We start from the raw sequence: 13,199 nt of genomic DNA, 5'->3' as shown, positions 1-13,199 counted from the left end.
GGCGACGGCGAACGGCGGCGGCGCAGCGCCCGCAGTGACAGCGCCGCGGGACAACCGGCGCCGGAGGACCAGATCTGGAACGCCATGCTCGGCGCCCACACCCCGTCCCGCCCAGCGGCGGAGCGGCGGGAACCGTCTGCGCTGTCGGCGCCAGCCGCGCACGCGGCAGCCTCGTCGGTCTCCGCGGCGCACCCACCGGTGAGGGAGCCGGTGGCGGACACGGCTCCCGTCGCGCTGCGCACGCGGCGTCGGCAGCGGGCGCTCTCCTCGCAGCAGGAGGAGAACCGCGCAGGCGACGCCCCCATCCTGGTCGCCTCGGCCGAGCGCCCCGCCGTCGGCCACCCGCCGGCCCCACGGCCGATCGGCCACGATGCCGGTGCCGGCATGGTCGCCTCGTCGGGCGCACCGGCGTTCGGTGCTGCTTCCGCGCGGGGCCCTCAGCCGCCGCAGGCCGCCCCGGCCGCGGTCGCGCCCGCCGCCCCTGCCTCCGTCGCGCCCGCAGCCTCGGCCTCGGTCGCGCCCGCAGCGCCGGCGCCGTCCCTGCCTCAGGCACGCGCCTCGCAGCTGACCCCGCCGTCGGATCCCGCGCCCGCCGTCGGCGGGCACGGCAGCGACCTCGCCATGCTCGCGGAGTTCTCCGCGACGACGCGCCCCGGGCAGCCGGTGCACGTGGCCTCGGCGGGGGCCGCGCTCCCCGTGACACCGGCCGCGCCCCCCGCCGGCCCCTCGATTCCCCGACCGGCGCCGGAGCCCGAGCTCGAGCCCGAGCAGACCCCGCAGCAGCTCGCCGTCGCGCTGGCGGCCCGGCACGGCCTGGCCTACGTCGACCTCACCGAGTTCGCGGTCGATCCCACGGTGGTGCACCTCATCCCCGACCAGATGTGCCGCAAGCACCTGGTGCTGCCGATCTCCCGCGTGGGGGAGCGGCTGATGGTCGTGGTGTCCGATCCTGGCAACGTCGTGGTGCTCGACGACGTCGCGGCGGTCGTGCGGGCGCCCATCGTCGCGGCCGTCGCCGAGCCGGAGGCGATCCTCGCGGCGATCGACCGCTACCACCGCGCGGATGCGGAGATGGACGAGCTGACCTCGTCGTTCGAGAGCACCGCCGAAGAGGATGCCTGGAGTCAGGACGTCGGCGACTCGGCGGCCGACGAAGGCCCCATCATCCGCTTCGTCAACGTCATCATCAGCCAGGCGATCATGGACCGCGCGTCCGACATCCACATCGAGCCGGGCCGTGAGGAGCTGCGGGTGCGGTACCGCATCGACGGCGTGCTGACCACGGTGCACACCGTGCCGCGGTCGATGATCCCCGGCGTGATCAGCCGGCTCAAGGTGATGGCGGAACTCGACATCGGCGAGCGGCGCAAGCCGCAGGACGGCCGAATCTCCGTCGGCCACGCCGGGCGCACCGTCGACCTGCGTGTCGCGACGCTGCCGACGGTGTGGGGCGAGAAGGTCGTCGCCCGAATCCTCGACTCCCCGGTCGCCAGCCTCAAGCTCGATGACCTCGGCATGCTCGAGCGCAACATGGACGTCTTCCGGGCCAGCTTCTCCAAGCCGTACGGGATGATCCTCGTCACCGGTCCGACCGGTTCCGGCAAGTCCACGACCCTGTACACGACGCTCGCCACCATCTCGAAGCCGACCGTGAATGTGATCACCGTGGAGGACCCGGTCGAGTACCGGATGTCGGGGATCAACCAGGTGCAGGTGAACCCGAAGGCGGGACTGACCTTCGCCGCGGCGCTGCGCTCGATCCTGCGGTCGGACCCCGACGTCATCCTCATCGGTGAGATCCGCGACGAGGAGACGGCCAAGATCGCCATCGAATCCTCGCTGACCGGCCACCTGGTGCTCTCGACCCTGCACACGAACGACGCCCCGAGCTCGGTCACGCGTCTCATCGAGATGGGTGTCGAGCCGTTCCTGGTCGGTTCCGCATTGGACTCGGTGGTCGCGCAGCGCCTGGCCCGACGGCTGTGCGCGAAGTGCAAGGTCAAGTCGGTGGCGACCGGGACGGAACTGGCGATCCTGGGTGTGGCGGTCGACCCCGCGGCGGGACCGCCGAAGGTGTATCGGTCGACCGGCTGCTCGCAGTGTTCGAACACCGGCTACCGCGGCCGCATCGCCCTGCACGAGGTGATGGCCGTCGACGACGAGATCGAGAGGCTGGCGGTCGCGAACGCGCCGACCGCCCAGATCGCCGCGCACGCCGAGGCGAACGGCATGATGCGTCTGCGCATGGATGGCTGGGCGAAGGTGCTGCGAGGACACACCACCATCGACGAGATTCTGCGCGTGACCGTCTAGCGGTTGCAGTACAGAACCCTGAAGGAGAGAAGAGAACAAGACATGGTGGCGGACGAAGACGGTGTGATGCGCATGACGAGCAGTTCGCGCTTCGATGCGCTCATGCGCGGGGACGAGGTCGACCCTGCACTGCGGTCGTTCCTCACCGGTGTTCCGGGAGTGACGCTTCCGGGTGCTGATGCGTCGCCGCCCGAGCCCGAGCCGGTGGCGCAGCCGACGACGTCATGGCCGTTCGAGGAGCCCGCGGTGCCGGCGGCGCCGACTGTGCCGGTGTCCACGGCCCCGACGATGCCGATGTCGCCGGCACCCGTGTCGTACCCGGCCGCGGCGTCGCAGGAGCCCCTGCCGCCGGCGCCGGTGATCCCGTCGCCCACGGTGCCGACGATGTCCTTCTTCGATCCGGAGCCCGTCGCCTCGCGCCTGGGTGGGCGCAGTGCCGCGTCCCAGGCGCCGGCAGAGCCGGAGTCCCGTCGCGATGAGGTCGCCGAGGTGCTGCGCGCGCACAACCCCGAGGTCGACCCCGAGTTCATCTCGTCGGTCGCGTCGGTGCTCGACCTCGGTGCCTCCGACCTTCACCTGGTGGCGGAGTCGACCCCGGTCGTGCGTGTGGACGGCGAGCTGAAGTCCGTGGCCGAGACCACCGTGTGGGACAAGGACCGGGTGCGTCGCGTCATCGATGGCCTCGTCACCGCAGAGCAGATGGAGGCGTTCGAGCGGGATCTCGAGCTCGACCTCGCCTACTCCGTCGGCGACATCGCCCGCTTCCGTGTGAACATCTTCCAGGATCAGCGCGGCCTCGGGGCGGCGCTGCGTATCATCCCGACCCAGATCAAGTCGGTGGTGCAGCTCGGCCTGCCGCCGGAGCTCGTCGACCTCGCCCGCCTGCCCCGCGGCCTGGTGCTGGTGTGCGGCCCCACCGGCTCGGGCAAGTCGACCACGCTCGCGGCCATCATCGACAAGGCCAATTCGTCTCGCGCCGCCCACATCGTCACGGTCGAGGACCCCATCGAGTTCCTCCACCACCACAAGCGCGGCATCATCAACCAGCGCGAGGTGGGCGCCGACACGCACAGCTTCAGCGAGGCGCTCAAGCACTCCCTGCGTCAGGATCCCGACATCATCCTGGTGGGTGAGATGCGAGACCTGGAGACGATCTCCACGGCGTTGACCGCCGCCGAGACCGGTCACCTCGTGTTCGCGACGCTGCACACGCAGGATGCCGGACAGACGATCGACCGCATCATCGACGTCTACCCCGCGCACCAGCAGGCGCAGGTGCGCACCCAGCTCGCCGCCACGCTGCGTGCCGTCGTCGTGCAGACCCTGATCCGCCGATCGGGAGGCCGCGGCCGCGCGGTGGCGACGGAGGTCATGTTCTCGACCCCGGCGATCCAGGCGCTGATCCGGGCGGGCAAGACCCACCAGATGCGCACCGCGATCCAGGCCGGCAACTCCATCGGCATGCACACACTCGACCAGGACCTGGCCCGGCTTGTGCTGTCGGGACAGATCGAGCACTCCCAGGCCCTGGAGCTCGCGCAGGACGAGACCGAGTTCGAACAGCTCGTGCGCAACCGCGGTCTCGCCCGCACCCCCGCCGATGCCGAGGTGCCCGAGGGCACCCGTCAGGTCGCAGGGGGTGCCTGACCATGGCGACCAAGGTGAAGCCCGCGCAGTGGGCCTACAAGGGACTCGACTCCTCCGGCAAGAAGACCAAGGGCGTGCTCGAGGCGCCCAGCGAGGCGCACGCGGTGCAGCAGCTGAAGGCGCGCGGGGTGGTGCCCGACACGCTGTCCCGCAAGGGCGGCGGCACGGGTCTGCAGCAGGAGATCACGATCCCGGGGCTGGAGCGCGCTCCTTCTCTGAAAGACCTGGCGCTGCTCACCCGCCAGCTGGCGACGATGGTCAATGCCGGCGTCTCGATCCTGCGGGCACTCACGATCGTGACGTCGCAGACCGACAACGCGAAGCTGCGGCGCACCCTCGAGGAGACGGCGTCGAAGGTCGAGGGCGGCACCGCGCTGTCGGTCGCCCTCGAGGAGTTCCCGCGCGTCATCCCGCCGATCATGGTGCACCTGATCCGCGCGGGTGAGACGGGCGGCTTCCTCGACCGCTCGCTGCTGATGGTCGCCGACAACTTCGAGGCCGAGACCAAGCTGCGCAGCAAGGTGAAGGCGGCGCTGACCTACCCGGTCGTCGTGCTCATCATCGCGCTGGTGGCCGTCGCGGCCATGCTGATCTTCATCGTGCCCGTGTTCGACGCGATGTTCCGGGATCTCGGCAGCGAGCTGCCCGCGGTGACGCAGCTGCTGGTGAACATGTCCAACGCCATGCCGGTGGCCGTGCCCATCATCGTGGTGGTCGCCGTCGCGTTCTCGATCTGGTGGGGGATGAACAAGAACACCGAGGCGGTGCGTCGCGTCGTCGATCCGATGAAGCTCAAGGTGCCGGTGTTCGGCCAGCTCAACACCAAGATCGCGCTCACCCGCTTCACCCGCAACTTCTCGACGATGCTCGCCTCCGGGGTGCCGATCCTGCAGTCCCTCGCGATCGTGGGGGCGACCAGCGGCAACTACGTCGTGACGTCGTCGCTGCAGGGGGTGCAGGAGGGCGTGCGCCAGGGGCGGCCGATCGCCGAGTCGCTGGCCGAGGTGGAGATCTTCCCCGAAATGCTGATCCAGATGGTCGGCATCGGCGAGGAGTCCGGCGCCATCGACACCATGCTCGAGAAGACCGCGGACTTCTATGACGACGAAGTCGAGACGATGAGCTCCCAGCTCACCGCCATGCTGGAGCCGTTGATGATCGTGTTCATGGGCGCGCTTCTCGGATTCATGATCCTCGCCCTCTACATGCCCATGTTCATGGTCTTCCAAGCGATTTAGCGGGATAACAATTTGGAACATTGGCACATTAGAGGCTTCTAATTTGGTAGGGAAACTGCTAACTTGAGGTCGTCGACGACGCCCCAACGGAGTTGACCGAACCCGATTTCCCCCCAAAGAAGAAGGAATTCAGAATGATCAAGTCTGTGTCGCGGGCGCTCGCGAAAAAGGAGAACGGCGAAAAGGGCTTCACCCTGATCGAGCTTCTCGTCGTCGTCATCATCATCGGCATCCTCGCCGCCGTCGCCATCCCGGTCTTCCTCAACATGCGCGAGGGTGCGTGGAAGGCCTCGGTCGAGAGCGACATCTCGAACGCTGCGCTCGCCATCGAGCAAGCCGCCACGGCCAACAACGGAAGCCTGAAGGACGTCACGGTGACCGCCGGCGCTGGCCGCGGCGACGCGATCGCGCTGTCGAAGGGGGCCGAGGAGCTCGCGAAGATCACGGTCTCCGAGGGCAACCTGCTCGTCGTGAAGATCAACACGGACCAGACCTACACGATCACGGGTGACAACGAGAACGTGACGGGCGACGGTTCCGTCTACACATACAGCAGCGCGAACGGCAAGGCCGAGTGGGGCAACGGCGGCGCGCCTGCTGGCGACTGACCTCCCGAATAAACCCGAACCCGTTGTGCCTGCGCGGCTTCCGCGCAGGCACAACGTGTCAGACGCGACCGGACGGAAGAGGTGTTTGCCGGTGCGCACGAAAGCCCTCCCCGGCGACGACGGCTTCACGCTCGTCGAGGTCATCGTCGCCATGCTCGTCTTCGGCATCATCCTGACGGGCTTCGTCTACACGATCACGGCCAGCCTCACCGCCACCCGCGACACCCGCACGCGTATCGTCGCTGCGAACCTCGCTTCGCAGCAGATCGACGTGCTGCGCTCCGCCGCCGACGCCTTCGCGGTGACCAATTCCACCCGCGATGTCGAGCTCAACGGCGACACCTTCCATGTGCGCGTGCGCACGCAATGGGTCGCCGCCGGCGGCACCACCGCCAGCTGCGAAGCGGGCGCGGCCGTGGCGTCACTGGCCTACAAGCACGTGAGCATCGAGGTGACCTGGGACAACATGCGCGAAGGTGCGCAGCCCGTCTACAGCGACACCCACATCACCCCGAAGACGAAGATCAACGACCCCTCGCTCGGCACCGTGCTCGTCGGGGTGCTCGACTCCGCGGGCTCGGGCGTCGCCGGCGCGACGGTGAGCCTGTCGCCCAGCGGCGGCGTCGCCGCGGCCACCACCGACTCCGACGGCTGCGCCTACCTGCTGAAGGTTCCCGCGGGCACGTACACCGTCACTGCCGAGAAGACGGGCTTCATCAGTGAACGGCAGGTCGAAAAGCCCCAGGCATCAGTGCCGGTGACCGCCGGTGGCTCGTCGCGCGTCAGCTTCGCCCTGGAACGGCAGACCCGGTTCGACGTCACCTACGCGCCCGACGCCGCCCCCGGCGTGCGCCTTCCGACCGAGCTGACAACGACGTTCATCTCGACCTACGGCGCCTTCGCCCAGAACCTCACCGGCAACGCCAGAACGAAGGCGCACTCGCTCTACCCCGTTCCCTCGGGCTACAGCGTGCTGGCGGGGGACTACGCCGAAGCCCCCGACAACCCGGGCGCCAGCTGCCTCGCGCCCGACCCCGGTCAGTGGATCGCCGAACCCGGCAAGGTGGGCGTGCGACCCGACCCGGTTGCGGGGGCACCGGGAGGCGCCGTCGCCGCCGCGGTGCCGATGGGCGAGATCCGTATCCCCGCACTGCCCGCCTCCGGCAACAATCTCAAGGCCGTCTACGTCGGCGGGGGCCCCGGCGACCCGGGCTGCGCCGCGGGGATGACCTACCGGTTCGGCAGCGTCGCCGGCGGCTCGGCGACCATCGCGCTGCCCTACGGCACGTGGCAGCTGTTCCGAGGCACTGCCTCGGCCCAGGCGACACCGGTGACCGGCATCACCGTCCTGTCCGGCGGCACCGCCAGCGGCAGCACCGTCGTGCTCGACCCGCGGGGGCCGGGATGACGCGCGCGGCGGGGCGCCGCCGCCGGACCGCCCGCGACGCGCACCGCGCCGACGCCGGCATGACGGTGCTCGAGCTCATCGTCGCGATGGGGGTGTCGAGCATCCTGCTCGCGCTCATCGTGTCGATGTTCGTCACCGCCTCACGGTCGTTCAGCGATCAGCAGGGCGTCGTCGAGAACAGCCGCCTCGCCTCGACGTCGATGAACGAGGTCACCCGCGTGATCCGCGCCGGCACCGAGATTCCGCGGTGGAACAACCCTGACAACGACCCCGTGTTCGTCTACGCGGGAGCGGAGCAGATCATCATGCACTCCTTCATCGACGCCGGCACGGCGCCCGACGCGCCTCCGGTGCGCGTGCAGTTCGCACGAGGCTCCGGCAACGAGCTGATGGAGACGCGCTGGGCCGCCCACCACGTGCACACGACGTACTGGGCGTTCGACACCACCCCCAGCTCGACGCGTCTCATCGCGAGGTCGCTGACGCCGGCGACCGCGAGCACGCCGCTGTTCCGCTACTACGACAAAGACGGCGTCGCCCTCACCCCGCCCGCGGGTGGCAGCCTCACCGTCGCCCAGATCCGCAACGTGGCGAGCGTGCGCGTGACCATGCGTGTGCAGGCGGACGAGAGCGGGCGCGTCGAACCCGTCTCGGTCCAGAACATGGTGGGCCTGCCCAACCTGGGCGTCGCCCGCGTGGACGTGCCCTGATGAGGATGAACGTGAACCGGACAGAGGACCAAGGCGCCGCCATGATCATGGTCGTGGCGGTGGGCGCGGTCGTGGCCATGCTCATGACGCTGCTCGTGACCGTCTCGGTGAACGGCACCAAGCAGGCCAGCACCGATGCCAACTGGAACGCCGCACTGGCCGCCGCGTATGCCGGGGTCGACGAATACCAGAGCCGGCTGTCGGCGGACACCAGCTACTACCGCTACGGCAATCCTGCGTCGAGCTTCAGCAGCACCAGCTCGGTGTCGCTTCCTCCCGCGACCGACCCGAACCTCGCCTTCGGGGTCGGCGCGGGCGGAACGTGGGCGACGCTCGCCGGCAGCGACGACCGGGCGCAGTTCCGCTACGAAGTCGACAACTCGAAGTACCCCACCACGGGCCGCATCCGCATCCGCTCCACCGGCAAGGTGGGGCAGGCGACGCGCACGGTGGTCGCGGACCTCAAGCAGGAGGGGTTCATCGACTTCCTGTACTTCACCGACTACGAGGTGCAGGACCCGGCCCTGGCAGGATCGACGAACGCGAACTGCTTCAGCGACGCGGCCAGGACGAGACTCAAGTACGCCTGGGAGAGCCGCCCCACCTCCGGCTGCAACGACATCTCGTTCGGTGAGTCGGACGAGACCAAGGGACCGGTGCACTCCAACGACACCATCCGTGCCTGCGGCTCGAGGTTCACCGGCACGGTGACCACCGCCAAGCCGACCACGCCGTTCTATCGCAACGTCAACGCCAGCAACGTCGCCTGCGGTGCGGCCGTGTTCACCCTCTCCGGCTACCCCGCGTTCAGCGGCGGCGTGATCGGCATGCCGGCCACCAACGCGCAGCTGAAGAAGGAGACCCGCACCGATCTGCCGATCGAGGTCCCGCGTCCCGGGTGCCTCTACACCGGACCGACCCAGTTCGAGTTCTTCGACAACGGCACCGTCAACATCAAATCGCCCTTCACGAAGTCCACACGCATCGGCAACGCGGCCGCCACCGCCGGCTCGACGCCGCCGGAGTGCGGCATCATCTCGCAGCTGCAGTCGCCCGCCGGCGCCACGATCCCGGTGATCGACAACAACGTGCTTTACGTGCAGAACGTGCCGGCAGTCAGCGGCGACGTGAACCACTGGCCCGCCGCCACCAACCCCGCAGGCTTCACCTGCGTGAGCAGCGGTGATTCGGGCAAGCGCGGCTGGTCGCTGGGCACCGGCGGCAGCCGGTCGGGCTATCCCGCGGACGTCCGCATCTCTGCCATGACGACACACACCGAGGTGGCACCGAGCAGCACCACCTACGGGTGCCGCGCGGGCGACGTGTTCGTCAAGGGCAGGTTCAACGGCGCGGTGACGCTCGCCGCCGAGAACTTCGTGTTCGTCGTGGGGGACCTCACCTACGTCGACAACCAGGACGACATCCTGGGACTCATCGGCAACAACGCCGTCTGGGTGTGGAACCCCCGCCGCAGCAACGGCGACAACATCCTCCCCGACGATCGCACCATCGAGGCGGCGATCCTCTCGGTCGCCCACACCTTCCAGGTGCAGAATTACGACAAGGGCGGAAGGCAGGGCACCCTCACCGTGAAGGGTGCCATCGCGCAGAAGTATCGCGGCCCGGTGGGCACGGGGAACAGCGCGGGGATCGTCACCGGCTACGCCAAGAACTACGTCTACGACACGCGGTTCAAGCTGCAGGCGCCGCCGAAGTTCCTGAGCCCCGTCACCACCACCTACGGGGTCACCTCGTGGATCGAGAGCGCAGCCGTGTGGAACCCGGACGGATCGGCGAGATGACCGTGGACATCCGCGCAGCGGTCGCTCTGCTCGACGGTGAGGCCCTCCCGACGGCGCTCATCCTGCTCGTCGCCGGCGTGCTGGGTGCCCTCATCGGCTCGTTCCTCAACGTCGTCATCTGGCGGGTGCCGCGCGGCGAGAGCATCGTGCGACCCGGCAGCGCCTGCCCGCAGTGCGGGCGAGCCATCGCCTGGTACGACAATCTGCCGGTCGTGTCGTACCTCGTGCTGCGCGGCCGGTGCCGCCACTGCGCGACGCACATCTCCGCGCGTTACCCGCTGGTCGAACTCGGCACGGGTATCGCGTTCGCGATCGTCGTCTGGGGAGCGCTCGTCGGAACGTACCCCGCGGCGATCCTGCCCCTCCTTCTCTACTGGGCGTCCATCGGCATCGCGCTGGCCCTCATCGACCTGGACCACCACCGGCTGCCGAACGTGATCACCCTGCCGGCCTACATCGTCACCGCGGTGCTCGCCGTCGCGGCATCCGTACTGCTCGGCGAGTACGGAAGGCTGCTGACCGCGGCCGCCGGCTTTGCGCTGCTGGGCGGTTTCTACCTGCTGCTCGCCGTCGCCTACCGCGGGGGCATGGGACTGGGTGACGTCAAGCTCGCCGGCTCGCTGGGATTGCTGCTCGGCTGGCTGGGGTGGCCGCAGCTGGTCGTCGGGGGATTCAGCGCCTTCGTCATCGGCGGCATCGTCGGCGTCGTGCTCATGGTCGCGGGCAGGGCAGGGCGCAAATCCCGCCTTCCGTTCGGGCCGTTCATGCTTCTCGGGTCGTGGGTCGGCGTCTTCGCCGGTCCGGCGATCGCCGGCTTCTATCTCAGTGCGACGGGACTCGCATGACACCCCACGGAGGACACACATGGCAGCAGTAGTCGCGCTCGACCTCAGCAGAGGCGGGCTGCGCGGCGTGCAGATCGACGCGCCCTACAGTGCACGGCCGAAGCTCACCCGCTTCGCCGCGGTCGAGGTGCCCGAGGGAACGGTCTTCGACGGCGAGATCATCGACCAGCAGCGCGCCGTGAAGGCGATCAAGGAGCTGTGGAAGGTCGGCGGCTTCACGACCAAGAAGGTCGTGTTCGGCGTCAGCAACCGCAAGGTCGTGGTGCGCGAGGTGACGCTCCCGACCCTCACCGGGCCGCGCCGCGCGGCGGGTCTGCGGTTCGCCGTGGAGGGGCAGATCCCCATCGATCTGGACGACGCGATCCTCGACTTCCTGCCCATGCGCGACCACCACGGTGACGACGGCCCCCACCAGGAGGGTCTGCTCGTGGCGACGGTGCGCAGCAGCCTGGAGTCCACCGTCAACGCCATCGAGCGCTCCGGCCGGTATGTCGACGCGATCGACTTCGCCGGGTTCTCGCTGCTGCGCCTGCTGCCGGGACCGCTGCGCGGCATCCACGCCCTCGTCAACGTCGGCGCGTCGTGCACGACGGTGATCATCGCCGCGGCCGCCAGCCCGCAGTTCGTGCGCATCGTGCCCAGCGGGGGCGACGACATCACGCGCAGCATGGAGCGTGCGCTCGGGGTCAGCTTCGCCGAGGCCGAGCAGGACAAGATCGCCCGTGGGCTGCAGGGCGGCGCGACGGCACCGCGCGACATCGAGGCCGAGACCGTGCTGCGCGAGAACGTCGCCAACATCATCGACAGCATCCGCAACACCCTCAACTTCTGGGTCAACGCGCATCCCGATCACCCGGTCGCGAGCGTCGTGCTCACCGGCGGCGGCAGTCGGCTGACAGGCCTCGCCCCCGTGCTGACGAGGGCGCTGGGCGTCCCGACCACCTACGGCGACCCCTTCGCCGGGTTCACCGTCTCATCCAAGCTGCGCGATTCCGGCCTGTACGACTGGGGGCTCGAGCTCGCGGCGCCGTTGGGTGTCGCGGTCGGCGCGAAGACCAGCACGCACGTCGAGGACAAGGCCGCGGCGAAGGCACGCAAGAGCGCCGAGGCATCCGCGAGGGGCACGCGTCCCGCCGCCACCGGCCCGCGCAGCGCAGCATCGCAGGGCAAGGCGAAGGCCAAGACGAAAGGGGCGCACAAGTGACCGCCGAGGTGAGGGAGCGCCGCGAGCGGCGCCAGTCGGAGCCGCCGATCACGTGGCCGACCGGCTCCACCCTTTCGGTGGCGCGCGTCGATCTGCTGCCACCCATCGTCGAAGTCCGGCGCCGGCAGGGGAGAACGGTCCGACTGCTGTCCCTGGGACTCATCGTTCTGCTCGTCGTCGTCGTCATGGCTGCTGTCGCCGTGTCGCTGCTGGCCACCACCGCCGAGGGGCACCTCGCCGCGGAGCGCAACCGGACGCAGATGCTGCTCATCGAGCAGGCCAAGTACACCGATCTGGCCACGGTGAAATCGCAGCTCGCCGATCACGAGCTCGCTGAGGTCGTCACCCTCTACGCCGAGGCGGACTGGTTCCGGCTCATGACAGAGCTCGACACCGCCCTGCCCGAGGACTTCGCCCTCACGGCGGAGTCGATCACGGTCAAGGGCGTGAGCACCGACACGCGTGGGGGCGCCGGCGGCACGGGACTGGACGCGCAGGGTGTCATCGAGATCACCTTCACCGCCACCGCCGCCCGCTTCGACTCGCCCACCCCGCTGCTCAACGCGCTGCGCGGGCTCACCGGGTACGTCAGCGCGACCGTCGACGCCGTCTCGGCGACGGGCGAGGCAGGGTACGTCGTCACCGGGGTGATCCAGCTCGGGGCCGATGCGCTCGGCGGAACCGCGCGGGCGGAGGCACTCGACCCCGAGGTCATCGCGGCGCTGCAGCTCGCGCTCGAAGCGGTGGCGACCGGAGCCGCGCTGGAGGCGGCCGACGCCGCAGCCGAAGCGGACGACCTCACCGACCTCACCGACGCCACAGAAGCGGGGGAGTGACCGATGGACAAGCACAGGCTCAGCCTCATCGTCATCGGCGTGTTCGCCGTCGCCATCGTCTTGGGCGGGTGGTTCCTCGGCGTGCAGCCCCAGCTCGATCGCATGACGCGCGCGGACGCGCAGACCACCTCGATCCGGCAGACCAACGACGTGCAGGAGCAGCGCAACCGCGCGCTGGCCGTGGACAACGACAACCTCGACACGTACAAAGCAGAGCTCGCCGCACGGCAGGAGCGGATTCCCGCTGCGCGCGCCCAGCAGGAGCTGATCAACCAGATCGACGCCGCTGCCGCTGCGGCAGGCGTCGGCATCCGGTCGCTGACGTTCGAGCCGGCGGTGAGCTTCGCCGGACCCGAGGGCGTGGGTCTGGACGCTCCCACCGGCGGCTTCATCGGCGTACCGCTCATTCTCACCGCCGAAGGCCCGCGGCCCGACCTGGAGAGGTTCGCCGCGAACCTGCAGGGCTCGACGCGCGTCATCACGATTGGCGGCAGCGACTACCGGGGAGGCGAGCAGAGCTCGCTGACGATCACCGGCGTGACCTGGGTGCTGATGCCCACGTCGTGACCCAGGCTGGGGTGGGCGGCG

Annotated in this window: 11 protein-coding genes; all 11 read left to right on the top strand. The window is 69.5% G+C overall.

Annotation, left to right across the window (positions count from 1 at the left end; translation table 11 throughout):
• The first annotated feature begins 210 nt into the window (after nt 1–210).
• The 11 genes from QNO26_RS09980 to QNO26_RS09930 all read left to right on the top strand — a co-directional run bounded on the left by QNO26_RS09980 (nt 211) and on the right by QNO26_RS09930 (nt 13,178).
• The gene (locus QNO26_RS09980; protein WP_257638733.1) at nt 211–2,313 is read left to right on the top strand and encodes a GspE/PulE family protein; all 2,103 of its coding nucleotides are present in this window, start codon (nt 211–213) and stop codon (nt 2,311–2,313) included.
• A gap of 42 nt (nt 2,314–2,355) precedes the next feature.
• Nucleotides 2,356–3,960: a type IV pilus twitching motility protein PilT gene (locus QNO26_RS09975; RefSeq protein WP_257638732.1), complete on the top strand. Its 1,605-nt coding sequence runs from the start codon at nt 2,356–2,358 to the stop codon at nt 3,958–3,960.
• A gap of 2 nt (nt 3,961–3,962) precedes the next feature.
• Nucleotides 3,963–5,198 (top strand): type II secretion system F family protein, encoded by a 1,236-nt coding sequence (locus QNO26_RS09970; protein WP_257533958.1) that lies wholly within the window; start codon nt 3,963–3,965, stop codon nt 5,196–5,198.
• A gap of 134 nt (nt 5,199–5,332) precedes the next feature.
• The gene (locus tag QNO26_RS09965; protein WP_285181574.1) at nt 5,333–5,806 is read left to right on the top strand and encodes a type IV pilin protein; all 474 of its coding nucleotides are present in this window, start codon (nt 5,333–5,335) and stop codon (nt 5,804–5,806) included.
• 91 nt (nt 5,807–5,897) lie between these two features.
• Nucleotides 5,898–7,214 (top strand): carboxypeptidase regulatory-like domain-containing protein, encoded by a 1,317-nt coding sequence (locus QNO26_RS09960; protein ID WP_257638731.1) that lies wholly within the window; start codon nt 5,898–5,900, stop codon nt 7,212–7,214.
• Complete coding sequence (locus QNO26_RS09955; protein ID WP_257533955.1) at nt 7,211–7,924, top strand: PilW family protein; 714 nt, start codon at nt 7,211–7,213, stop codon at nt 7,922–7,924. Before QNO26_RS09960 ends, QNO26_RS09955 begins: the two co-directional genes overlap by 4 nt.
• A 5-nt stretch (nt 7,925–7,929) precedes the next feature.
• On the top strand, nt 7,930–9,726 hold the full coding sequence (locus QNO26_RS09950; protein WP_257533953.1) for a hypothetical protein: 1,797 nt from the start codon (nt 7,930–7,932) through the stop codon (nt 9,724–9,726).
• Entirely contained in the window at nt 9,723–10,571 is an 849-nt protein-coding gene (locus QNO26_RS09945; protein ID WP_257533951.1) for a prepilin peptidase, read from the top strand. Before QNO26_RS09950 ends, QNO26_RS09945 begins: the two co-directional genes overlap by 4 nt.
• A gap of 19 nt (nt 10,572–10,590) precedes the next feature.
• The gene (gene pilM, locus QNO26_RS09940) at nt 10,591–11,775 is read left to right on the top strand and encodes a type IV pilus assembly protein PilM (protein WP_257638730.1); all 1,185 of its coding nucleotides are present in this window, start codon (nt 10,591–10,593) and stop codon (nt 11,773–11,775) included.
• On the top strand, nt 11,772–12,611 hold the full coding sequence (locus tag QNO26_RS09935) for a hypothetical protein (protein ID WP_257638729.1): 840 nt from the start codon (nt 11,772–11,774) through the stop codon (nt 12,609–12,611). Before pilM ends, QNO26_RS09935 begins: the two co-directional genes overlap by 4 nt.
• 3 nt (nt 12,612–12,614) lie before the next feature.
• On the top strand, nt 12,615–13,178 hold the full coding sequence (locus QNO26_RS09930) for a hypothetical protein (protein ID WP_257533945.1): 564 nt from the start codon (nt 12,615–12,617) through the stop codon (nt 13,176–13,178).
• Nucleotides 13,179–13,199: the final 21 nt, after the last annotated feature.

This window comes from Microbacterium sp. zg-Y1090 (genome assembly GCF_030246945.1).
Lineage (GTDB): Bacteria > Actinomycetota > Actinomycetes > Actinomycetales > Microbacteriaceae > Microbacterium > Microbacterium wangruii.
This window is presented reverse-complemented; position numbering and strand designations above follow the sequence as displayed.

Excerpts from the sequence above, each read along its gene's own strand:
- QNO26_RS09945 (WP_257533951.1), top strand. The coding sequence starts at position 9,723 with ATGACCGTGGACATCCGCGCAGCGGTCGCTCTGCTCGACGGTGAGGCC.
- QNO26_RS09930 (WP_257533945.1), top strand. The coding sequence starts at position 12,615 with ATGGACAAGCACAGGCTCAGCCTCATCGTCATCGGCGTGTTCGCCGTC.
- QNO26_RS09950 (WP_257533953.1), top strand. The coding sequence starts at position 7,930 with ATGAACGTGAACCGGACAGAGGACCAAGGCGCCGCCATGATCATGGTC.
- QNO26_RS09965 (WP_285181574.1), top strand. The coding sequence starts at position 5,333 with ATGATCAAGTCTGTGTCGCGGGCGCTCGCGAAAAAGGAGAACGGCGAA.
- pilM (WP_257638730.1), top strand. The coding sequence starts at position 10,591 with ATGGCAGCAGTAGTCGCGCTCGACCTCAGCAGAGGCGGGCTGCGCGGC.
- QNO26_RS09975 (WP_257638732.1), top strand. The coding sequence starts at position 2,356 with ATGGTGGCGGACGAAGACGGTGTGATGCGCATGACGAGCAGTTCGCGC.
- QNO26_RS09955 (WP_257533955.1), top strand. The coding sequence starts at position 7,211 with ATGACGCGCGCGGCGGGGCGCCGCCGCCGGACCGCCCGCGACGCGCAC.
- QNO26_RS09970 (WP_257533958.1), top strand. The coding sequence starts at position 3,963 with ATGGCGACCAAGGTGAAGCCCGCGCAGTGGGCCTACAAGGGACTCGAC.